Genomic DNA, 21,105 nt, shown 5'->3' on the forward strand with positions numbered 1-21,105 from the left:
ATTCAGCTCATCTTGCGATAATGTGACGTGCGATACTCCGTCGAAGGAAGGGAACTCCATGGAGGTTGGAAGCGGTCCGGTGACCCGCGTCGGCGCCGGACAATCCGGGTTCGATCCATTGGGGCCGGTGGTACGCAGTGCCCAGACCGCATCGGGGCGGACGGTGCACTTTATCGACGAAGGGCCGGATGCAGGCTTGCCCCTGGTTTTCCTGGGCGGTGCGGGAACCACGGTCCGGGCGTTCCGGCTCATGGAGTTTGCCCGTTCCTTCCGGGAAGAGCTGGGCATCCGGGTTATCTCGGTTGAGCGCAACGGGCTCGGGCAGACCACCTTCGACCCGTCCGTAGGCCTCAAGGAATACGCCCTGGACGTGTGGTCCCTGCTCGACCTTCTGGGGGTTGGCAACGCGTCAATAGTGGCGATCTCCGGTGGGGGACCCTACGCGGCGCACCTGGCCGCCGCGTGTCCGGAGCGCGTGCGGTCCCTGCACCTGGCGTGTGCGTACGCCGAGTCCATCGGCGCGGAGGGCATCGCCTTTGACCTCGAGCCGGTGGCTGCCGATCCTGTGTCCTGGTGGACGTTCCCGGAGGGCAGCGCCGTCCACCGGATCCCCGGTTTCGCCGATTCCGCCATCGAAGAGGCCACCCGTGCCGTCTTTGCCCAGGGCAGGGACGCCCCGCCTGACGGATTGCGGCAGGCCTTCGAGTTCTACGCACAATCACCCCTGCCGGATCTTGGGCGCCTGGACGCTCCTGTCTTCACGTATTGGGGCAGCGACGACGCCCTGGTCCCGGTGGAATATGTCGGGCGGTGGCGAAGGGCGCTGCACGCCGACGGGCCCGGGCGCGGGGTGGTGGAACGGCTGTACGACGGAGAAGGGCACGACGTCCAGTACCGTCACTGGGATCAGATCATGACCGACGTCGTCCACCTCGGCTCCAAGGTGCTGCTCAGCATGGAATCCAAGACCTTTCTGGTGGACGCCGCAGAAGCACAGCCGCTCCTCGATTCGGGTGCCACCCAGGGCCTCGCCGCATGGCAGTCCCGACCGCCGCTCTGAGCGCTCAGAACAGGTTGCCGGAGGTGTGTCCCATGGCGCGCTTGCGCCGGAAGTAGTCGTTGATGATCACGCGGTAGAGGTCGGAGTCGTCACGTGCCCAGTTCCGCATCAACTCGCAGCCCAGGGCCAGGGAGGTGATGGGCTGCGCGCCGGCCTGGACCATGCGCTGGATGGCTGTCTGGTGCGTGACCGTAGAGACGCCGCCCACCGCATCGATGACCGGATAGACCTCATACCCCTCCTTGATCATGTCCAGCGTGGGGAACGCCAGGCATACCTCGGTCCACAGGCCTGCCATGATGATCTTCTTGCGGCCGGTGGCTTCGATTGCCTTGCGGAAGTCCGCGTCCTCCCAGGAGTTCACCCCGGTGCGGTCGATCTCGGGGACGCCCGGCAGTTCCCGTGTGATTTCTTCAACGGTGGGCTTGTTGACGCCCATGCCAACCGCCACGGTGGTCAGCACTGTTGGGATCTGGTAGGCGTGGGCGAGCTTGGCCAGTGTGATGGCTCCGAGGTCGATCTCATCCCTTGTGGCCGATCCCACGGTAGCGTACTGGCCCTCCTGGAAATCGATGAGCACAACCGCGCTGTTAGCCGGAGTGAGCAGGTGGTCCTGCAACGGGTCACGAACGGGTTCGGGGCTGGTCTTCTGCGTCTGGTTCTGGCTGGTCATAGTGATGTTTCCTTTCGCGGGTGACTTGGCTCCATCGCCCCGAGTTTACGCTCCGGGGATCCGCCCGCCCGGGCCGCTAAACCCCGCGAGATGGCACTTCAAGGCAGTCCCAGGGCCAAACATTGCCGCGAAATGCCATCTCGGCGGAAATGTAGGCTGGCCCCATGACTGGACCTTCCCCCAAACCTGCACCCCGCACTGCCCTCGTGACCGGCGCCAGCGCGGGCCTCGGCACGGAATTTGCCCGGCAGCTCGCGGCGGAAGGTCACTCCCTGGTGCTCGTGGCCAGGGACCGCGCGCGGCTTGAGGACGTTGCGGGGCGCCTGGAGCGCGAATACGGAACCACGGCTGAGGTGCTGCCCGCAGACCTGACGGACGACGCCGGCCTGGCCGCCGTCGTCGAACGCCTCACCGATCCGGCGCGGCCGGTGGAGATCCTGGTGAACAACGCCGGGATCGGCCTGTTGGGCGGGTTCGAGGAGAACACTGCGGAGGACGAACGCAACCTTCTCCGGCTGCACTGCGAAGCGGCGATGGAGCTGGCGCATGCGGCGCTGCAGGGCATGCTGGCGCGCGGCTCGGGGCGGGTTGTCAACGTCTCCAGCGTGGCCGCTTTTACGCCCGGCGGGACGTACTCGGCCGCGAAAGCGTGGCTCCTGAGCTTCAGCCGCTCAGCGAATGTTGCGTACCGGCGCCGCGGGGTGAAGGTGACGGCCGTGTGCCCGGGGCTGACGCACACCGAATTCCACCAGCGGATGGGGATGGACAAATCCGTGGCGCCCGGGTGGATGTGGCTGGACGCCGGACGGGTGGTTCGCGAAGGCCTGGCGGACAATGCCCGCGGCAAGGCGGTGTCCATCCCGTCCAGGCGCTACAAGGTGCTGGTGTCCGGGGCCAGGTTGCTGCCGGATTCAGTGGTTGCCCGGGCCGCGCGGCGCTGACACCGGATTTCCCAGGCGGCGCTGACGCACCAGCACCACCACGGCGATGCCGATCAGCGCGCCCAGGAGTGTTTCGACGGCCCGCTCGGTGACCATGCGGACCGGATCGGCGGGAACGGCGAGGTGCGTCATCAGCAGGATCACCGGCGTGAAGAACACCATGGCCCAGCCGTAGTGCCGGGTCATGAACAGCTCGGTGCCGAACTGGAAAAGCACCACCAGCAGTGCCAGCGTGACCGGCGTCGGAAGCGGCAGGTACTGGGCGGGGGACAGCGGGCCAGGGAAAAGTACGACGCCGGCAATCACCAGCCCCAGCATCGTCCCCACGATGCGGTGGATCCCGCGGTGGACGGCGCTGGGCATGTCTGCCCCGGCCAGCGGCACGGCGGCTGCTGCCATGGCCCAGTGCGGGTAGGGGCTTCCTGCCAGGACTCCGCATGCTCCGGCCGCGCCCACCGCAAGGACGTACCGGGCAGCATGCGTCGCCGCGGTCCGCCTGAAGCCGGGGCCTGATGGCGGGGTTTGCCGGGTGGCGCCGGGTTCCCAGGCGCGTGTCCGGACCCAGCCGGCGAAGCCCACCAGGATGGAGAAGCCTGCGGAGGCTGCGCCAATCAGGACAGCAACGTGGAACGGAACCCCTGCCGGCACAGAAGCGCATGCACCCAGCGCCAGGATTCCGAAGAACGGGCCGTTGGGCTTGAGCCGGACCCTGTCCGAATACAGCGAGCCCACGCCGGCCAGCAGCGCCTCCACCAGCACCAGCCCCCACGAATGGATGTGGTTGACGGCCAGGAACACGCCCACGGCCAGCCCGCTGACCAGGACCAGTGAGGCCTGCAGCTGGTGCCTGAGCCGCAACTGGTGGGGTTCGTTGCGGCCGTACATCGCGGTGAGCCCGCCAAAGACGGCGTAGAGAGTGAGGTCGGGCCGGCCGAGCGCCAGCAGCACCAGCACCGGAACGGCCACGCTGATGGCCACGCGCGCCGCGGACAGCCTGTCGTTGTCCGCCGGGCCCAGGAAATGCAGCGTGCGGGCATGGCCCAGGAGGGTCTTCACGCGCACCGCCAGTCGTCAGGGTCAGCCAGTTCTGAGGGGCCACAGGGGCCACTACAGTTTAGCCCCCGGCCCGGAAAGTTCCTTGTCCGGAAGGTTCCCGGCCCGGGGGGCTGACGTCTCGGCTGACCCCGCGCGTTACGTGCGGACGAGGTCCCCGTCAGCGGTGCGGCTCGATTCCCGGTCCACAGCGTCCTGCTGCTCGAACGGCAGTTCGGACACGTCGATCAGCGGGTTTTCGTCCTGGGTGGCCACGAGTTCGCGGGCTTCGGCGTGCGTGTCAACGCACGGCATGGATCCGGGCAGCGGACGCCGGGCGGATTCGGGCAGGAAGAAGATAGCGACGGCGCCGATCGCCGAGGTGGCCATCAGGTAGTAGGCCGGCATCATGTCGTTCGAGAAGCCCTTGATCAGCGCGTCCACGATGAACGGAGTGGTGCCGCCGAAGATCGCCATGGAGAAGTTGTACGCGATGCCCATGCCGCTGTACCGGCTGGACGTCGGGAAGAGGGCCGGGAGCGCTGAGGCCAGGTTCGCAACGTAAAAGGTCACGGGGAAAGCGATCATTGCCAGGCCCAGGATGGTGGACCAGATCTCGCCAACGCCGATCAGCAGGAACGCAGGAATGGAGAACAGCACAGTGCTTCCGGCGCCCATCCACAGCACGGGGCGGCGGCCGATCCGGTCAGAAAGCCGGCCGGTGATGGGGATGCACAGCGCCATGACCACCAGGACCGGGATGGTCAGCAGCGTGCCGTGTACGGGGTCGTAGCCCTTGGATTCGGTCAGGTATGTGGGCATGTAGGAGGTCAGCGCGTAGCCGACGGTGTTCGCCGCTGCGGCCAGGATCATGGCCAGCACGATTTGGCGCCAGTAGGCCTTCACAATGGCCAAGGGACCCTTGACGACGGCGGCATCCCCCGCAGCAGCGTCCGCCGCCATGGCTTCCTGGGCATCCAGGGTGGCCTGGAACTGGGGCGATTCCTCGATCTTGTTCCGGAAGTAGATGGCGATGATGCCCAGTGGTCCGGCGATCAGGAACGGAATGCGCCAGCCCCATTCCTCCATGGCGGACTGCCCCAGCGTGAGCTGCAGGACGGAAACCAGCGCGGCGCCCAGGGCGAAGCCGATGTAGCTGCCCATGTCCAGGAAGCTGGCGAAGAAGCCACGCTTTTTGTCTGACGCGTATTCGCTCACGAACGTGGTGGCGCCGGCGTACTCGCCGCCGGTGGAGAAGCCCTGGACGAGTTTCAGCAGGACCAGGAGCGCGGCGGCCCAGATGCCGATCTGTGCGTATCCGGGGAGAAGTCCGACGGCGAAGGTACTTGCCGCCATCAGCATCAGTGTTGCGGCCAGCACTTTTTGGCGGCCGATTTTGTCGCCCAGCCAGCCGAACACCACGCCGCCGAGGGGGCGGGCGATGAAAGTGGCGGCGAAAGTGCCGAGGAGGAAGAGGGTCTGGACCGAGGCGTCCGCTTCAGGAAGGAACACAGGTCCCATGGTGGTGATCAGGTAGCCGAACACGCCGACGTCGTACCATTCCATGGTGTTGCCGACGATGGTGCCGCCGAGTGCTTTCTTCAGCATTGGCTGGTCCACGACGTTGACGTCGGACACCTTGAGCCGCCGTCGACGAAGGAGGCCGGGCTTGTTGGCTTTGGCGTTCCTGTCGCCTGTATAAGAGTCGGTCATGCTTCGGTCTGTGGGCATTTGTGCCCCTCCTATGGAGGTCATTTGCTTGCGACTTGTAGCTGCCCCGCTCCGGGCAGGCTATCGATTTTACGCGGATTGGCGCGGAAGTCAGAATCCTGAGGGTTCCCAACTGCCGGGGACGTGGTTATGGTGGGTCCATGGGAACACTGATTTTTGAGTAGAAGCGCCACGGTCTGACCACTGCATTTGCTGCTGGTCCCGTCGCCTTCCAACGTCCGTAAATCCACGCCTGTTGCGGCCTGGTTGGTGCTCAATATTCCCGTGGTCCCGTACGCATCGGCTGAAGCCGTTGCCGCCGGGCTGTTGGTTGCTTGGCCGAGCATCGCCTGCCGTATAGGATCCTCCGCAGGCCTGCAGAAGGCCACCGAAAGGTCACCATGACAACCCCCGAATCAAACACCAATCCTTCAGCATCTGAAACCACCAGCCAGGGTGCCACAGCATCCAGTACGGCGCCGGAGGGCGTTAAGTCCAGGCTGACCGAAGCCCAGCGCGCCATGCTGGCCAGCAAATCCAGGGGCGGTGGAGGGCAGGCCCAGAGCGTAGGCAAGAGCCACAAGCCCACTCACGCGAGCGGCAAGAAGGGGCCGGTGGAAAAGAAAACACGCTGGTAGAAACCCCTGCCGGCTGGGAAAATCTGAACAACTTCGTTTGCACAGCTTCATTCAAAGAGGAAGGAAGAACCATGGGCACGAACAATTCAAACGGGAAACTCAATCCGGAGCTCGCGGAGCACCTGGCTGAGTCCATGAAGGCGCAGATGACGGTGGCGCCGCCGGCCGAGGCCGGTGGCATGGGCCAGCCGAAGGCAGCTGTCTCGAACGGGGACGCCAAACGCCACCGGCACGAGCACGGGCATGACCAGTTCGTCGCGCACAGCAGGCCCGGCAACGAAGCGGCAGTCACTGCCGTGCACAGGACCAGCCGTCCGCAGATGAAGCACTCGAGCTAACTGCCTGGCAGATTCTGCCCGCTCGCCCGAACGGTGCGGGAACGCCGTAGCGCTACGGCGATCCCGCACCGTTCCCGCGAGCCGGGTCGGTTAGCTCGAATCCTTACCCGGGCACCACGTCGTCGGGCGTTTTATCCACCCGCCAGCCGCGCCATACCGGGTGCCGCAGCCGCCCGGACTCAGTCCACTCGCCAAACGTCACCTCGCCCACCAGTTCCGGCCTGACCCAATGGGCGTCAGCGGCGTCGAGGGCCGGGACATCGTGGAACGGGGATGTTTTCCGCGCCAGCCGGTCCATCGTTTCCTTGATTTCAGCCAGCTCCCGGCCACTGAATCCGCTGCCCACCCGGCCCACATAGCGCAGGCCGCCGCCCTCGGGGATCCCCAGCAGCAGCGAGCCCACGGTGCTGGAACGCCCGCCCTTTCCGGTGCGCCAGCCGCCCACCACCACTTCCTGCGTCTGCTCGAGCTTGAGTTTGATCCACGTCCGGGTGCGCTGGCCGCTGACATACCGGGTGTCCGCGCGCTTGGCCATAATGCCCTCAAGGCCCAGCTCGGCGGCACTCTCCAGCAGGTCTTCAACATCCTCATCCAGCACGGGGGACAGCTCGATCGAGACCCCTGCCAGAGATTCCCCGGCCTCCCCGTAGAACGTTTCCAGGCGCTTCCGACGCCGGCGCATCGGCATGGCACGAAGGTCAGTGCCGCCGTCGTACAGCAGGTCAAAGAGGAGCAGCCGCACAGGGATGCTGCGCTGCGCCTTACGGACATCGCCGGGGCGCGTGAGCTTCATACGGCCCTGCAGCAGCCCAAAGTCAGGCTTCCCGGAAGGCCCGACGGCGACGATCTCACCGTCCGCAACAAACGCCCGGTCCGGCCCCAGCCCAGGCCATAGCGCTGGATCCGTGAACTCCGGGTAGGTGGCGGAGACGTCGATCCCGTTGCGGCTGAAAATCCGGACCCGCCCTTCGCCGCCGATGATGATGGCGCGGACACCGTCCCACTTCAGCTCGAACTGCCAGCCGCTGCCGTCCAGGTCCGCCACGGTGCCGGAGGTTGCCATCATGGGCCGGAAATCCAGTGACGACGGCGCAGCCTGGGGCCCGCCGGGCGGTGCAGCGGGATCCCGACTGGCTCGATCAGCGGGGGTCTCCTCCGGCTCAGGCTCAGGCGTCTCGCCCACGCCCGCCAGGTCCTCGGGGTCGTCTTCCGGGCGACGCCTGGGGTAGCGGTGGGATTCCTTCTCCATGAGGTGGATCAGCCACTGGTCCTTGCCGTCGCTGCGGCCGGTCTTGATCAAGGCGAACTTCCGCGTCCCGCCCAGCCCCCCGCCGTCGGCCCCCGTGAGGGTGACGATGACTTCCTTGCCGTTGATCCACTTGTGGGTGTCGTAGGTGCCGTGGTCCCAGATGGTGACCTCGCCGGCGCCGTACTCGCCCGCAGGGATGGTCCCCTCGAACGTGGCGTAGTCCAGCGGGTGGTCCTCGGTCTGCACGGCCAGGTGGTTCTTGTCCGGTGTCTCCGGAGGGCCCTTGGGAATGGCCCAGGAAACCAGGACGCCGTCGTGCTCCAAGCGGAAGTCGTAGTGCAGGCGGCTGGCGTGGTGCTCCTGGATGACGAAGGTCCGGTTCAGGCCGACGCGCTCGTCCGGGGTGCCGGTGAAGGGCTCGGGCGTCTTGGCGGGATCACGCATGGAACGGTAGGTGGCCAGGCGGGGGTTGTCGGCGCCGTTGCCGGCTTGATCCCCTGAACCTTCTGATCCAGCAGAGACCCCTGCTGCCCCGGATGCCCCGGAGATCGGCGCGAAGGGATCCTCGCCGGCCTCCACCCGCTCGAGCACCGCATGGTAGTCCAGGTGCTCCAGTCCGCCGGCCTCCAGTTCCTCCCAGGTCCGCGGCGCCGCAACCGTTGGTGTTGCCTTGCCGCGCAATGAGTAGGGGACGATGGTGGTTTTGGCGGCGTTGTTCTGGCTCCAGTCCACCAGTACTTTGCCGTGCCGGAGCGTCTTTTTCATGTCGCTGACTGCCAGGTCCGGGTGGTCTGCTTCCAGCGCGCGGGCCAGCTCGTGGGCGAAGGCGGAGATCTGGTCGGACGTTTGGCCGCCGTCGAGCTTTGCATAGAGGTGGATGCCCTTGCTGCCGCTGGTCACGGGGACGGGGTCCAGGCCCACGTCCTGCAGGATGGTCCGGGCCAGCAGCGCCACCTCCACGCATTCGGGAAGGCCCGCGCCGGGGCCGGGGTCCAGGTCCAGCACCAGCCGGTCCGGGTTCAGCGCATTGCCGTGCGAGTCCACCCGCCATTGCGGCACGTGGATTTCGAGTGAGCCGATCTGGCCGAACCAGGCCAGTGTGGCGGGATCGTTGACCAGCGGGTAGTGGATGGTGCGTTCCTTGTGCGTGATCGCGGCGCGGGGGACCCAGCCGGGAGTGGACTCGTCCAGGTTCTTCTGGAAGAACATCTGGCCGGGCTCCTCAGCAGTGCCCACGCCGTGCACCCACCGCTTCCTGGTGGCCGGCCTGCTGGCGGCTGCGGGGATCAGGACGTGGGCAACGGCGGCGTAATAGGCCAGCACATCGGCCTTGGTGGTGCCGGTCTCCGGATAGAACACCCTGTCCAGGCTGGTCAGCGTCAATTCCCGTCCGGCAACCCGGACCCGCTCCTTACGCCCGGCCACAGGTCTTCACCTTCTGGCCAAGCTGATGTTCACTTGAGGGATGAGAGCCATCTGGAAAGGCGCCATCGCGTTCGGGCTGGTCAATGTGCCGGTTAAGGTCTACAGCGCCACTGAGGATCATGACATTAGTCTGCACCAGGTCCACAATGCCGACGGCGGCAGGATCAGGTACCAGCGCCGCTGCGAGGTGTGCAGCCAGGTGGTGGACTACTCGGACATCGAGAAGGCGTACGAGGAAGACGGCCGCACGGTGATCCTCAGCAAGGAGGAACTGAAGTCCATTCCGGCGGAGAACTCGCACGAGATTGAAGTGGTGCAGTTTGTCCCGTCGGAGCAGATGGACCCCATGACCTTCGAGAAAAGCTACTACCTGGAGCCGGATTCCAAGTCGCCCAAGGCGTACGTGCTGCTGCGTAGCGCGCTGGAGGACACGGACCGGGTGGCCATTGTCCAGTTTGCCCTGCGCGAGAAGACCCGGCTGGGCGCGCTGCGGATCCGGGACGACGTCCTGGTGCTGCAGGCGCTGCTCTGGCACGACGAGGTGCGCGAGGTGTCGTTCCCGTCGCTGGACACCTCCATCAAGATCTCCGCGCAGGAAAGGGACATGTCCGCCGCGCTGGTGGAATCGATGGCCGCGGACTTTGAACCCGAGCAATTCACGGACGACTACCAGGTCCAGCTGCGCCAGCTCATCGAGGCCAAGCTGGAAAAGGGCGACGCCCTGGACACCGAGGAAACCTTCGGCGTCGAGGAAGGCGAAAGCAAGGGCGAAGTCATCGACCTCATGGAGGCCCTCAAGCGGAGCCTGGACAAGAAACGGGGCAAAGCGTCCGGTTCAGACTCCACCTCAGCATCTGAGGAGGAAGAAGAGTCCGACGACGAAACCGGCTCCGGTGCCGCCAGGAAAACGCCTGCCAAGAGCCGCAGCACGCGGTCCACGAGTGCGAAGAGTGCCGCAAAAGATAACGACGGGAAAGACGACGCCGGCACCAAGGCTCCTGCACGAAAGACCGCCGCCAAATCCAGCACTGCGAAATCCGGCACTGCCAAATCCGGTACTGCGAAGTCGAGCGCATCCAAGGCGACCACAGCCAAGTCCACCGGCACCAGGGCGCGGAAGGGCGCCTAAGCCGGGTGCCGCCGTCGTACGTCCTGGTCGTGGGCCCGAAATCAGGCGTGTCCGTGGACCGTTGCCGCTTCCAGTTTCTCGCCGTGGCGAAGCATTGCCACTATGGCCATCAGCGCCAGTCCGGCGGTGATCGGCCACAGATCTACCTCCATGGCGGTGGCGGGGACGATTCCCAGCGGACTGGTGGGAATTGTTTCCGGGGTCATGGCCCCGTCCGTAACAGACCATCCTGTGAAGGTCAGCGCTTGCTGGGCTGCCATAGAACCTGCCGCAGAGTACAGCACCTGCCAGGCAAGCCCACCGACCATAAGGCTCCAGGCAAAGACAGCGAAGATGCTGCTGATCGCAGCCTGGAAAACCGACTGCCCGGGGTAGCGGAACAGGCCCGAAATCCGGTAAGCGGCAAATGCGGCGAGGAAGTGGACAGCACCCAGCACCAGATGGCCGGCGGCGAGGCAGGCCGTGACGTTCCAGTCCAGGTTCTTCACTTCAACTGCCACGGATGTGAGGCCACCAACCACCTCCGCCGAGGGACCGTGCGTCACTACAACGCCGTTGGGCAGTTCCGGCCAGAACGGTTGAACGGGGAGGGTGATAGGGGAAGCGGTGCCGGGGATCAGCGCCTGAGCCACCAAAAAGAGCGTTCCAAGAACGGCCCCCACCATGTACAGCAGGCTGATGACCCGGAGAGCCCGGAGATACCAGGGCCGGCCCTGCCAATGATGGGTTTCCGGCAGGGCGCCGTTGGTCAGTGTCACATTTCCCCCAAAGAACGATCGTCAGGTGATTCTACCGGCGGCGCCTAGCCTGCCTTGGGACCTTCGACGCGCTGCCGCAAGGTAGGCAGGCCCGGGCCTGCCAGTTGGTCAAGGTAGGCGGTGCGGCCGGCCATGCTCATCACCAGAGCAAGGGTTGATCCTGTGACCAAGGGTCCCGTGCCTGCCGCGAAGGGGCCATCGTCGGCTTCCAGTTGCAGGCCCGCGACGTATGCCCGGCTGTTAACGGTGAAGTTGTTCGTCGCGAAAAACGCGGCCACGGGGGTGAGCGCCTCAACCGCCGGTGTCCGGCTGAGGCCGAGGGGCTGCCGGATGTCCTGGGCGTGAACCACCACCTCGCCGAGGTAGGCCGGAGTGTGCCCGGAAGGCGCCGTGGTGCTGGAGATGATCTTCCGGAATCGTTCGAGCGTTTCCTCCGGAGTCCTGCCGAGGTGGCCTTCCAATGCCCGCTGGTTATGCACGTCGGGGCGGAACCCGGCCTTGAAGATACTGCCGATCCACTGCCATTGGTTCAAGCTGGCCGCCGCCGTGAGGTGGGCCAGGACCTGCTCAACGTTCCACTGCCCGCACAACGTGTGATGACGCCACTGCTCGGCGCTGATAGTGGATAAGTCCTCCGCCAACCTGGCCCGCTCCTGGTGGGCCAACGCCCACAGATAGTCATTCCGTGCTGCCGTCATGCCTCGATCCTTCCACCGTTCGGGGCTTCCACGAAGTCCGGAGGCCGCGGGGTGAGGATACGCGCCTGAGCCGGGTGCCGCCGTCGTACATCCGACGGCGGCACCCACCGCTGTTACTGTCCGCTATCCCTGCGGAGGCGTCAGGGGCAGCGGTTCGATCGGCTGGTCGTTGGCGGTGAGGTCGATGCCGAGGGCCTTGGCGAAGACCAGCCGGGTGTCCTTGTAGATGCCCGGGTGGTCCTCGTTCAGTTCAAACACCCGGGCACCGCGGAGGCGGTTCCGCTCGGCGCCGGAAAGCCCGTAGGCGCCGAATCCCGTTCCGGGTGCATAGCCCAACTGAACGCCGTAGTAGTTGCCCACATACGTGTTGACGTGATCGTGACCCACGAAGTAGCCAAGGACGTCGCCGCGCTCCAGGAACGCGTTGAAGAGGCCGGAGTTGAACGGGCCAGGGCACTCGTCCTCGTTGCGCTCGCCAACAATATTGTGCTTCGCAACAGCCCGCGCATGGTCAGCGTCAGTGCGTGAATCAATGCTGGCAAACCACATGTTGCGGTGCTCGTGAAGGGCAATGTGGCCCCACATCAGTGAGGGGACCTTCTTCCCGTACTTCTGCTCGGTGGCGATGGACAGGTTCCTGTACCAGGTCACCTGGTCCATCCGCACCCAGTCCCAATCCGGGTAGCCCGCGAAGTCCTGGCCGTTGATGGCGTCCGGCGCATACCGGCCCGTGTCGATCAGCCACAGCGCAAAGACTGGGTCCTTGGACCGCGAGGACTGCAGGAGGAGCCGGGTGTTCGAGGTTCCCGTCAGCCCCGGAACGGAGTCCGCGTTGAGGTTGAATTCGTAGCTTTGCAGGAATTCCAGCATGCGGTCTTCAGTCATACCTGTCCGCTGGGCCGAGTCTTCGTCGTGGTTGCCGAACGTCACGGCCCACGGGATCTGCCGGCTTTCCATCGGCCGGACCACGTGGTTCAGCGCCTGCTTCACCTCGAGCTCAGTGTCACAGCCGCCGTTGATGACATCGCCGTTGATCACCACGAAGTCAGGCTTCTCGGCATCCAGGACACCGTCCATGAGCTCGATGGTGCGCCGGTCCGTCCGCTCGTCGTCCTGGGTGTCGTTAAACTGGACTACCTTAAAGCCGCCATCAGGCCTGAACGCCAGGACCGGCTTCTGCGCCTTGGGCCCGGTCTTGGCGAAGGCCGGCGCCCCGGCCGACAAGCCAAGACCCAGCGCTCCCAATGTTCCCGCGGCCGCCAGTGCCGTCCTCCTGCTGAAACCCGCCCCTTGAATTTTTTCCATGTTCACTACGCTCCGTTGTTGGTCAGGCCCGAATCCGGGCCGTGGTGGTACTCGGGACCGTAGGCGGCGTAAATGGCGGCCCTGACAACTGCTGGTTAACGGCCAGTGGCCGGCACCGTTGCAGGTGCCGGCCACTGGAAGGGATCCGGGTTTGAAAGGGCTCCTTGGAAACCCGGGGTTCCCTGGAGACCCGGGGTGACTACTCGGCGTCGTGGTCCGTTTCGAGGATCTGGACCAGGCGGTCCAGCGCAGCGTCAGCGCCGTCACCCTCGGCGCGCAGCACCACAACGTCGCCGTGCGAGGCGCCCAGGCTCATCAGGGAGAGGATGCTGGCGGCGTCCATTGCTTCGTCAGCCGGCTCGCCTTCGCGGGCAATGGTGATGTCCAGATCGTATTCGCCTGCGGCTTCGGCGAAGATGGCGGCCGGACGGGCGTGCAGGCCTACGCGGCTGGCAACAGTGGCGGTGCGTTCGGACATAATGTGTGCTCCTTTTTGGTGAAAATCAGTTGCCTGGGTAGGCCGGATCAGACGGTGGCCGGGACAGCTTCCACCGTATCAGCGGGCTGGCGGACGGCCCAGCGCTTGAGCGCCAGCACTGCCAGTGCCGTAACGATGGTGCCGATCACGATCGAAACAACGAACATCAGCAGGTTGCCGATCGCGAAGAACACGAAGATGCCGCCGTGGGGTGCCTGCGAGGTGACGCCGGTGGCCATGGCGATGGCGCCGGTGACCGCTCCACCGAGCATGCTGGCGGGGATGACGCGCAGCGGGTCGGCTGCGGCGAACGGGATGGCGCCTTCGGAGATGAACGATGCACCCAGCAGCCACGCAGCCTTGCCGTTCTCGCGCTCGGCCAGGCTGAAGCGCTTGTGGTCCAGCGTGGTGGCCAGGGCCATGGCCAGCGGCGGAACCATGCCGGCCGCCATCACGGTGGCCATGATCTGCAGGGGAGCGGGGTTGTCGATCAGGCTGCCGGCGCCCAGGCCGGCCACAGCGAAGGAGTACGCAACCTTGTTGACGGGGCCGCCAAGGTCGAAGCACATCATGAGGCCAAGGATGATGCCCAGTACGACGGCGGACGCACCGGTCATGCCCGACAGCCAGGAATTCAGTGCTGCAGTCAGCCCTGCGATGGGGCCGCCGAGGACCAGGAACATCAGCCCGGAAGCAACGATGGAAGCCAGCAGCGGGATGATCACCACGGGCATCAGGCCCCGCAGCCAGCGCGGTACGTCCCAGGTGCCGATCCAGTGCGCAACCACACCGGCCAGCAGGCCACCCACCAGGCCGCCCAGGAAGCCGGCGCCCATAAAGCCGGCAACCGCGCCGGCCGTGAAGCCGGGAGCGATGCCCGGACGGTCGGCGATGCCGAACGCGATGTAGCCGGCCAGCGCCGGGACCAGGAATCCGATGGACAGCGCGCCGATCTTGAACAGCACGGCGCCGAGATAGATGTTCAGGCCGCCCTCAGGGAGGTTGCCGAAGTTGTTCTCCAGCACCACCGTGTCCGCGATGTCCGTGATGTTGTAGCCGCCCAGGAGGAAGCCCAGGGCGATCAGCAGGCCGCCTCCGGCGACGAACGGGATCATGTAGCTGACGCCGGTGAGCAGCGCTTTCTTCAGCTTCTGGCCCAGGTGTTCACCACCGGCGGCTTCTTCGCTGGCTACCTCCATGCCCCCGGTGACCCGGCGCGCGTTGGGGTTGTCCGCGGCGGCCAGGGCCTCCTGGACCATCTTGGCGGGCTCGTCGATGCCGCGCTTGACCGGGGCACTGATGACGGGCTTGCCGGCAAAACGTTCCTTGCCGCGGACGTCCACGTCAACGGCGAAGATGACGGCGTCGGCTGCGGCAATGACCGCCGGGTCCAGCGGCTTGGCGCCTGACGAACCCTGCGTCTCCACCTGCAGGTCCACGCCGGCTTCCTTGGCCGCGGCAACCAGCGAATCGGCAGCCATGTACGTGTGGGCGATACCGGTGGGGCAGGCGGTCACGGCAACGAGGCGCTTAGGCCCGGTTTCGGTGGTTGAGCCTGTCGAAACCGAGCCCCCGGTGGTTGAGCTTGTCGAAACCGAGCCCGAAGCCGCTCCCGGGCCCCCATCAGCGGCGGCGCTGGCAGCCGGCTTGTCAGCCAGCGCACCGTCCACCAGTTCCACGATTTCTTCGGGGGAGGAGGCATTGCGCAGCGCCCCCGTGAAGTCCTTTTTGATCAGCGAGCGAGCCAGCTTGGACAGCAGCTTCAGGTGCTCCTGGTCTGCGCCGTCCGGGGCTGCGATGAAGAAGATCAGGTCCGCGGGTCCGTCCTTGGCGCCGAAGTCCACGGGGCTGGAGAGCCGGACCATGGCCAGGGTGGGGACGGTGACGGCGGCCGAGCGGCAGTGCGGGATGGCGATGCCGCCGGGGACGCCCGTGGCGGTTTTCTGTTCGCGGGCGAAGGCGTCGGCGAAGAGGCCTTCAACTTCGGTGGCGCGGCCGGTGGCGGCAACTTTGCCTGCCAGGTGACGGATCACGGCCTCGGGCGAGGAGCCCAGGTTCTGGTCGAGCTCGACCAGTTCTGTGGTGATGAGCTGGGACACTGTCAATCCTTTCGAAGGGCCGTGATGGTGACGGCAAGAGGTGTGGTCTGGTGGACTGCCGGGACTGTGGAACCCGGCAGCGAAGCGGCGGCGGCACCGTGTGCCACGGCCTGACGGAGGCAATCGGCCGGCGAGGCACCCTGCCCATGGGCCAGCAGGTACCCGGCCAGCGCGGAATCGCCCGCGCCTACGGTGCTGACGGCGGTGACCGGCGGATGCGTGGCCAGCCACGCGCCGTCGGCGGTTACCAGGACTGCGCCTTTGGAACCGAGGGTGGCCAGCACGGCTCCCACACCGGAACGTACGACGGCGGCTGCCGCAGCGGCTGCCGCGTCCGGGTCTGATTCGAGCTGCTCAGCCGTGTAGGGCTGGGCGGATCCCGCACCTGCCGCGAGCTCGGCGAGTTCCTCGGCATTGGGTTTGAGCAGGTCCGGTTTCCCGGCGCTTTCCCCGGCGTTGTTTCCAGTGCCGGCTACGGCTCCGGCGAGTGGCGCACCGGATGAGTCCACGGCGATCAGGGGAGCGCCGCCGTCGGACATTCTCAGCCTCCGGGTCACGGTGGCGTAGAAATCTGCGGGGAAGCCCGGCGGCAGGGAGCCTGCCAGGACCACCCAGGAGGCACCGCGGGATTGCTCCAGGAGCAGGGCGATCAGTTCTTCCTGCTGGGCGGCATCCAGCGCGGGGCCGGGTTCGTTGATTTTGGTGGTGGTGCCGTCCGGTTCAGTGAGGGCCACGTTGGTGCGCAGCGGTTCGCTGATGGGCAGCGCGCTGAACGGCACCTTGGCTTCGCGGAGGCCCGCCAGGACGGGATCGGAGTCCGCGCCGGGGAGCACGGCCACAGTGTCCAGGCCGGAGGCAACCAGGGCCCGGGAGACGTTCACTCCCTTGCCGCCGGACTCCTGCCGAACGGACACCGCGCGCTGCACCTCGCCGCGTTCCAGGGCGCCGGGAAGGGCGACTGTCCGGTCCAGGCTGGGGTTGGCTGTGAGGGTGACGATCATGCGATCACCACGTCTACGCCGGCGTCGGCCAGGGCCGCTGCCAGTTCGGGGCTCGGTTCACTGTCTGTGATCACGGTGTCCAGATCTTTCAGGGAGGCGAACTGGACCAGCGTTTCTGCATCCAGCTTGGAGGAATCGGCCAGCACCACAATGCGGCGTGCCGAATGGACGAAGGCAGCCTTGACGGCGGCTTCTTCAGGATCGGGCGTGCTGAGCCCAAATGAGGCGTGGATGCCGTTGGTGCCCAGGAATGCGACGTCGGGGCGGAGCCGGGCTGCCGCCTCTGCCGTGGACTGACCGACGGCGGCCTGCGTCAGTCCGCGGACCCGCCCGCCCAGGAGCTGGAGGGCGATGCCGGGAGTGCTGGAGAGCTTCGCGGCGATGGGGAGGGCGTGGGTGATGACCACGAGCTCGGTGTTGGAATCTGTGGGGTTTGAGGCGCCGTTGCTGGTGCTGGTGTTGGTGTTGGTTGTGTTGCCGGGGCCGCTTCGCTGCTGGGCGAGCAGGCTTGCAAGGACCTCAGTGGTGGTCCCGGCATCCAGGAGGACGCTGCCGGCGGCGTTGTTGGGCACCAGCTTCAGCGCGGCCTGCGCGATCCGAAGCTTCTGGTCCGGGCGCTGCACGGTACGGGCCGTGATGCTTTCTTCGGTGGTGGTAAACCGGTCTGCCGCAACGGCTCCACCGTGCACCCGCCGCACCGAGCCGGCGGCTTCCAGGGCTGCGAGATCGCGGCGAACAGTTTCGGTGGTGATGTTGAAGCGCTCGGCCAGGACCGTCACGTTGGCGCGGCCGTTGCTGGCCACGAGCTCCGCGATCTTCTGCTGGCGTTCCTCGGCGAACACGTACCCTCCATTGCGCTTGTGCTTCGACTGCTTGTGCTTCAGCTGCTTGTGCTTCAGCTGTTGTGCTGGGATATCTTGCTTGGCCTACCGGGCTCCACTCCGTGATGCCTGTCACTCCGAATGTGGAATTGGTTGACTTTATCTTTGTTTCTGTTGGCTTGTCAATGGGTTGGGTTGTGAAGCAACGGAAACACAACTGGTATCGGGCTGGTGGGGCGCAAAAAAGCACCGGCCCGGATCGTGACGATCCGGGCCGGTGCTCGCTGGGTAGTTCGGTTATTTGATTGTGGGCGGGGCGTGCTGGTTTACAGGTTGCCCTCGCGGGTGTCGTGGCGGGTGATGCGCTCGCCGGTGTGCGGGTCATCGGTGGTGCGGGTCTCGCTGACGCGGCGGCGGCGTCCGGGGGAGGCCAGGATCAGGGAGGCGATCAGGCCGATGACACCCACCGCCATCAGGATGTAGCCGATCAGGGTCTGGTCGACATAGGGGATCAGTCCTGGAGTGACGGCCCAGGCCAGGATGGCGCCCAGGGCGATGAGGAATATGGATGAGCCGATTCTCATTGACTTGCTCCTTCTGTACACCGCGGGGGTTCCGCGGCATTGATAAGCATGCTGCTCACTTTCACGCTACCGCCACTGAGCAGGGGATTCAATGAGGCGGGCACTATCTGCCGCGTGGCGGGTCCGCCGCTCGCCCGGCCGCCGCCACCTGGCCCGGTGGCCGCCCGCGGGGAGTCCCGCCGTCGAGCCGGTAAAATTTATTGCCGTGGATTGTGTTTATTTCGACGCCGGCCGGTGCCGTTCGTGTTCCCTGATGGGAACGCCGTACCCGAGCCAGCTGGCTGAGAAGGAGGCGGACTGCCAAACGCTCCTGGCCGCACACCGCGGGATCCATTGGCTGCCCAGCATCCGCAGCGACGAATCCGGCTTCCGGAACAAAGCAAAAATGGTGATCGGCGGGACGGCCGCTCAGCCCACCATCGGTATCCTGGACGCCGCCGGCGAAGGCGTTGACCTCAGTGGCTGCAACGTTTGCTCGCCGGGCCTGCTTGCCGCGTTCCCCGCCATTTCCGCGTTCATCAGCAGGGCCGGGCTGACCCCTTACAGCGTGCCGCGGCGCAGCGGTGAACTGAAGAACATCATCCTCACCGAATCGCCGGATGGTGAGCTGATGCTCCGCCTGGTGATGCGCTCCGACCAACTTCTGGCCCGCATCCGCAAGAACCTGCCCGGGCTGTTGGCCGATCTTCCCGAGCTGCGGGTGGTGTCCGTGAACCTCCACCCGGAGCACAAAGCCGTCCTTGAAGGCGAGGACGAAGTGGTGCTCACCGCCGAATCAACGCTGCCCATGCGCGTCAACGACGTCACGCTCCACCTCCGGCCGCAAAGCTTCTTCCAGACCAACACGGACATTGCCGCTGCCCTGTACCGGCAGGGCCGCGACTGGGTGGACCGCGTTAATCCGTCCTCTGTATGGGACCTCTACTGCGGCGTGGGCGGCTTTGCCCTGCATTCCGCCTCGCCCGGCCGCGACGTGACCGGGATCGAATTCAGCGCCGAAGCCATCAACAGCGCCCGGCTCAGCGCCCGGGAAGCGGGGCTGGACCGCGTCCGTTTCGAAGCCGGGGACGCCACGGCGTTTGTGTTGGGATCCGGCGGGATTCCTGAAGCCGCTTCCGGGACCGAAGCTTCCGGTACCGGGACTTCCGACGGCGGCCCGGACCTTATGATCGTCAACCCTCCACGGCGGGGGATCGGCAGCGAACTCTGCAACTGGCTGGAGGCGTCTGACGTCCAGCACCTGCTGTATTCCAGCTGTAATGCGAAGTCGCTGGCCAAGGATCTTGCAGCCATGCCGTCGTTTACCGCTGTCGAGGGCCGGTTGCTGGACATGTTCCCGCAAACCAGGCACTACGAGGTCATGGTCCTGCTGGAACGCCGGGCCGCCTGACACCACCGGGCCGCCTGACACCCAGGCGCCCGGCACGGCCTGCACACCCAGCCGCCCGGCACTACCTGCACAGACAACAAGCCAGGGCAGCCCCGGAATGGCTAGGCTGGGGCGGTGGAAACTGTTGTCTGGTCAAAGCCCGAATCCGAGCGGGCCGGCACGCCCCTGCTGGTGATGCTGCACGGCTACGGCACGGATGAGTCGCGCATGGAAAGGCTCTTCGGGATGCTGCCGGAGGAGTTCACGTGTGCCGCGCCCCGTGCACCCATGGCTATTGGAGACCACTTTGGCTGGTTCCTCCTGGACTACTTCCTTACCAACGACTTCGCGGACGTCATTTCCGCCACCAACAAGGTCCATGTGTGGATCAATTCGCTCCGCAAAGGGCACAGCAGCGTGACGCTCCTGGGTTATTCGCAGGGAATGGCCATGGCCAGCACGCTGTTGCGGCTCCACCCGGAGAGCTACAAGGCTGTGGTGGGCCTCTCAGGTTTTGTGCTGGACAACGAACTGCTGGCCATGAGCGAGCAGTTCTCCACCCCGCCGCCGTTCTTTTGGGGCAGGGACAAGGACGATCTGGTGATCAACGATGACGCCATTGACCACACCGCCCGCTGGCTCGAGGCCAACACCGCATTGACCGCCCGCACGTACCCGGGAATGGGGCATTCGATCAGCGCCCAGGAGATGGTTGATGTCTCCGCCTTCCTGCGCTATTACGTACTTAAGGACGCCTGACAGGGGGCTCCTTAAATCCACTTGCCAGCGCTATTGCAAGCGCTTACACTCGATTTTTGGCCACGTTCTGACCTACACGCGGCGGGTACCGATACACCTGGCAGCTTGTGGGAACCGGGGAAACCGGCACGCTGCCTGCGGCCCGCCCACCCGAGAGGACGCTGCATTCCCTATGAGCGAACACATGAACGAAAACACCACTGCTTTTAACAGCCCTCCTTTCGACGCCGCTGCGGCGGACGCCGGTGCCGGTAACACCACTGCGTGGACAGGCGCCTCCGCGATCCTTTTTGACCTCGACGGCGTGCTGACGCCCACTGCGGTCATCCACGAACGCGCCTGGCAGCAGCTCTTTGAGGGCTACCTCCAGCAGCACCCGGAAGCCCCGGCGTATGCGGAAAACGACTACTTCGACCACATCGACGGAAAACCACGGTTCGACGGCGTCAGGGACTTCCTGGCGTCCCGCGGCATTGTGCTTCCCGAGGGCCCGTTGGACGACGCCCCCGAAAACGACACCGTCCACGGCCTCGGCAACCGCAAGAACGCCGTCTTCAACAGCATTGTGGCAGCAGGCGTGGATCCGTACCCCGGCTCCGTCAAGTTCCTCGATGCCGCAGAAGAACGCGGACTCCAGCTCGCCGTCGTCTCTTCCTCCCGGAACGCGCCGGCGGTCCTGAAGGCCGCGGGCCTTGACCACCGCTTTGAAGTAGTGGTGGATGGCGTGGTGGCGGCAGCCGAAGGCCTCCCCGGCAAGCCCCGGCCGGACACCTACACCTACGCCGCCGGCCTCCTGGGCCTGGCGAGTGAGGACTGCGTGGTGGTGGAGGACGCCGTGTCCGGCGTGCAGGCGGGCAGCGCCGGCTCCTTCCATTCCGTTATTGGCGTGGACCGCGGCGCAGGGCACCAGGCCCTCCTCGACGCCGGGGCAACCCTTGTGGTCAACGATCTCGACGAACTTCTCTAACGGGAGCCGGCGCCTTCCCCGGGCGCCAGGCACCGTTTCCGCACCAACAATTTCCTAACAACTGCCTAAGG

At 65.8% G+C, this 21,105-nt stretch carries 20 protein-coding genes; 8 read left to right on the plus strand and 12 right to left on the minus strand.

Features of this window, described 5'->3' with window-relative positions:
- The first annotated feature begins 58 nt into the window (after nt 1-58).
- Nucleotides 59-1,060 (plus strand): alpha/beta fold hydrolase, encoded by a 1,002-nt coding sequence (locus ACPJW8_RS01835; protein WP_330189504.1) that lies wholly within the window; start codon nt 59-61, stop codon nt 1,058-1,060.
- Nucleotides 1,061-1,064: 4 nt separating this feature from the next.
- On the opposite strand, the gene ACPJW8_RS01840 is transcribed toward ACPJW8_RS01835, so the two are convergent.
- On the minus strand, nt 1,065-1,733 hold the full coding sequence (locus ACPJW8_RS01840) for a hydrolase (RefSeq protein WP_330189503.1): 669 nt from the start codon (nt 1,731-1,733) through the stop codon (nt 1,065-1,067).
- Nucleotides 1,734-1,897: 164 nt separating this feature from the next.
- On the opposite strand from ACPJW8_RS01840, the gene ACPJW8_RS01845 reads away from it, so the two are divergent.
- Nucleotides 1,898-2,674: an SDR family oxidoreductase gene (locus ACPJW8_RS01845; RefSeq protein WP_330189502.1), complete on the plus strand. Its 777-nt coding sequence runs from the start codon at nt 1,898-1,900 to the stop codon at nt 2,672-2,674.
- Here the strand turns inward: ACPJW8_RS01845 and ACPJW8_RS01850 are convergent.
- Together ACPJW8_RS01850 and ACPJW8_RS01855 are read right to left on the minus strand one after the other, a co-directional pair.
- Entirely contained in the window at nt 2,645-3,730 is a 1,086-nt protein-coding gene (locus tag ACPJW8_RS01850; protein WP_330189501.1) for an FUSC family protein, read from the minus strand. The two genes, ACPJW8_RS01845 and ACPJW8_RS01850, sit on opposite strands and share 30 nt — an antisense overlap.
- A gap of 135 nt (nt 3,731-3,865) precedes the next feature.
- Nucleotides 3,866-5,437 (minus strand): MFS transporter, encoded by a 1,572-nt coding sequence (locus tag ACPJW8_RS01855; protein WP_330189500.1) that lies wholly within the window; start codon nt 5,435-5,437, stop codon nt 3,866-3,868.
- Between the two features lie 380 nt (nt 5,438-5,817).
- Between ACPJW8_RS01855 and ACPJW8_RS01860 the strand changes: the two genes are divergently transcribed.
- Together ACPJW8_RS01860 and ACPJW8_RS01865 are read left to right on the plus strand one after the other, a co-directional pair.
- Complete coding sequence (locus ACPJW8_RS01860; RefSeq protein ID WP_330189499.1) at nt 5,818-6,054, plus strand: hypothetical protein; 237 nt, start codon at nt 5,818-5,820, stop codon at nt 6,052-6,054.
- 71 nt (nt 6,055-6,125) lie between these two features.
- Nucleotides 6,126-6,392: a hypothetical protein gene (locus ACPJW8_RS01865; RefSeq protein ID WP_330189498.1), complete on the plus strand. Its 267-nt coding sequence runs from the start codon at nt 6,126-6,128 to the stop codon at nt 6,390-6,392.
- Nucleotides 6,393-6,495: 103 nt separating this feature from the next.
- Here ACPJW8_RS01865 and ACPJW8_RS01870 read toward each other — a convergent pair whose 3' ends face one another.
- Nucleotides 6,496-9,066: an ATP-dependent DNA ligase gene (locus ACPJW8_RS01870; protein ID WP_330189497.1), complete on the minus strand. Its 2,571-nt coding sequence runs from the start codon at nt 9,064-9,066 to the stop codon at nt 6,496-6,498.
- A gap of 40 nt (nt 9,067-9,106) precedes the next feature.
- On the opposite strand from ACPJW8_RS01870, the gene ACPJW8_RS01875 reads away from it, so the two are divergent.
- Complete coding sequence (locus ACPJW8_RS01875) at nt 9,107-10,195, plus strand: Ku protein (protein WP_330189496.1); 1,089 nt, start codon at nt 9,107-9,109, stop codon at nt 10,193-10,195.
- Nucleotides 10,196-10,236: 41 nt separating this feature from the next.
- On the opposite strand, the gene ACPJW8_RS01880 is transcribed toward ACPJW8_RS01875, so the two are convergent.
- The 8 genes from ACPJW8_RS01880 to ACPJW8_RS01915 all read right to left on the minus strand — a co-directional run bounded on the left by ACPJW8_RS01880 (nt 10,237) and on the right by ACPJW8_RS01915 (nt 17,939).
- The gene (locus ACPJW8_RS01880; RefSeq protein WP_330189495.1) at nt 10,237-10,953 is read right to left on the minus strand and encodes a hypothetical protein; all 717 of its coding nucleotides are present in this window, start codon (nt 10,951-10,953) and stop codon (nt 10,237-10,239) included.
- Nucleotides 10,954-10,997: 44 nt separating this feature from the next.
- Nucleotides 10,998-11,651 carry a maleylpyruvate isomerase family mycothiol-dependent enzyme gene (locus ACPJW8_RS01885; protein WP_330189494.1) on the minus strand — a complete coding sequence of 218 codons (654 nt, stop codon included), beginning with the start codon at nt 11,649-11,651 and terminating at the stop codon, nt 10,998-11,000.
- A gap of 123 nt (nt 11,652-11,774) precedes the next feature.
- Nucleotides 11,775-12,956, minus strand: coding sequence for a metallophosphoesterase family protein (locus tag ACPJW8_RS01890; RefSeq protein ID WP_330189493.1), 1,182 nt, complete (start codon nt 12,954-12,956; stop codon nt 11,775-11,777).
- Between the two features lie 199 nt (nt 12,957-13,155).
- Nucleotides 13,156-13,434: an HPr family phosphocarrier protein gene (locus ACPJW8_RS01895; protein WP_330189492.1), complete on the minus strand. Its 279-nt coding sequence runs from the start codon at nt 13,432-13,434 to the stop codon at nt 13,156-13,158.
- Nucleotides 13,435-13,481: 47 nt separating this feature from the next.
- Nucleotides 13,482-15,533: a fructose-specific PTS transporter subunit EIIC gene (locus ACPJW8_RS01900; protein ID WP_330189491.1), complete on the minus strand. Its 2,052-nt coding sequence runs from the start codon at nt 15,531-15,533 to the stop codon at nt 13,482-13,484.
- A gap of 2 nt (nt 15,534-15,535) precedes the next feature.
- Nucleotides 15,536-16,534 carry a hexose kinase gene (locus ACPJW8_RS01905; RefSeq protein WP_330189490.1) on the minus strand — a complete coding sequence of 333 codons (999 nt, stop codon included), beginning with the start codon at nt 16,532-16,534 and terminating at the stop codon, nt 15,536-15,538.
- The gene (locus ACPJW8_RS01910; RefSeq protein ID WP_330189489.1) at nt 16,531-17,376 is read right to left on the minus strand and encodes a DeoR/GlpR family DNA-binding transcription regulator; all 846 of its coding nucleotides are present in this window, start codon (nt 17,374-17,376) and stop codon (nt 16,531-16,533) included. The genes ACPJW8_RS01905 and ACPJW8_RS01910 overlap by 4 nt, the downstream gene beginning before the upstream one ends.
- A 305-nt stretch (nt 17,377-17,681) precedes the next feature.
- Nucleotides 17,682-17,939 (minus strand): DUF6458 family protein, encoded by a 258-nt coding sequence (locus ACPJW8_RS01915; protein WP_330189488.1) that lies wholly within the window; start codon nt 17,937-17,939, stop codon nt 17,682-17,684.
- A gap of 205 nt (nt 17,940-18,144) precedes the next feature.
- Here ACPJW8_RS01915 and rlmC point away from each other — a divergent pair, with 205 nt between their 5' ends.
- The 3 genes from rlmC to ACPJW8_RS01930 all read left to right on the plus strand — a co-directional run bounded on the left by rlmC (nt 18,145) and on the right by ACPJW8_RS01930 (nt 21,034).
- Nucleotides 18,145-19,329, plus strand: coding sequence for a 23S rRNA (uracil(747)-C(5))-methyltransferase RlmC (rlmC, locus tag ACPJW8_RS01920; RefSeq protein ID WP_330189520.1), 1,185 nt, complete (start codon nt 18,145-18,147; stop codon nt 19,327-19,329).
- A gap of 114 nt (nt 19,330-19,443) precedes the next feature.
- Nucleotides 19,444-20,067, plus strand: a complete 624-nt coding sequence (locus ACPJW8_RS01925) for a dienelactone hydrolase family protein (RefSeq protein WP_330189487.1) — start codon at nt 19,444-19,446, stop codon at nt 20,065-20,067.
- 172 nt (nt 20,068-20,239) lie between these two features.
- Entirely contained in the window at nt 20,240-21,034 is a 795-nt protein-coding gene (locus ACPJW8_RS01930; protein ID WP_330189486.1) for an HAD-IA family hydrolase, read from the plus strand.
- Nucleotides 21,035-21,105: the final 71 nt, after the last annotated feature.

This window comes from Pseudarthrobacter sp. J47 (genome assembly GCF_049810315.1).
Taxonomy (GTDB): domain Bacteria; phylum Actinomycetota; class Actinomycetes; order Actinomycetales; family Micrococcaceae; genus Arthrobacter.

Bases quoted from the DNA above. Each gene is read 5' to 3' on its own strand.
- ACPJW8_RS01835 (WP_330189504.1), top strand. From the start codon at position 59: ATGGAGGTTGGAAGCGGTCCGGTGACCCGCGTCGGCGCCGGACAATCC.
- ACPJW8_RS01840 (WP_330189503.1), bottom strand. From the start codon at position 1,733: ATGACCAGCCAGAACCAGACGCAGAAGACCAGCCCCGAACCCGTTCGT.
- ACPJW8_RS01845 (WP_330189502.1), top strand. From the start codon at position 1,898: ATGACTGGACCTTCCCCCAAACCTGCACCCCGCACTGCCCTCGTGACC.
- ACPJW8_RS01855 (WP_330189500.1), bottom strand. From the start codon at position 5,437: ATGCCCACAGACCGAAGCATGACCGACTCTTATACAGGCGACAGGAAC.
- ACPJW8_RS01860 (WP_330189499.1), top strand. From the start codon at position 5,818: ATGACAACCCCCGAATCAAACACCAATCCTTCAGCATCTGAAACCACC.
- ACPJW8_RS01865 (WP_330189498.1), top strand. From the start codon at position 6,126: ATGGGCACGAACAATTCAAACGGGAAACTCAATCCGGAGCTCGCGGAG.
- ACPJW8_RS01875 (WP_330189496.1), top strand. From the start codon at position 9,107: ATGAGAGCCATCTGGAAAGGCGCCATCGCGTTCGGGCTGGTCAATGTG.
- ACPJW8_RS01885 (WP_330189494.1), bottom strand. From the start codon at position 11,651: ATGACGGCAGCACGGAATGACTATCTGTGGGCGTTGGCCCACCAGGAG.
- ACPJW8_RS01890 (WP_330189493.1), bottom strand. From the start codon at position 12,956: ATGGAAAAAATTCAAGGGGCGGGTTTCAGCAGGAGGACGGCACTGGCG.
- ACPJW8_RS01895 (WP_330189492.1), bottom strand. From the start codon at position 13,434: ATGTCCGAACGCACCGCCACTGTTGCCAGCCGCGTAGGCCTGCACGCC.
- ACPJW8_RS01905 (WP_330189490.1), bottom strand. From the start codon at position 16,534: ATGATCGTCACCCTCACAGCCAACCCCAGCCTGGACCGGACAGTCGCC.
- ACPJW8_RS01915 (WP_330189488.1), bottom strand. From the start codon at position 17,939: ATGAGAATCGGCTCATCCATATTCCTCATCGCCCTGGGCGCCATCCTG.
- ACPJW8_RS01930 (WP_330189486.1), top strand. From the start codon at position 20,240: ATGAGCGAACACATGAACGAAAACACCACTGCTTTTAACAGCCCTCCT.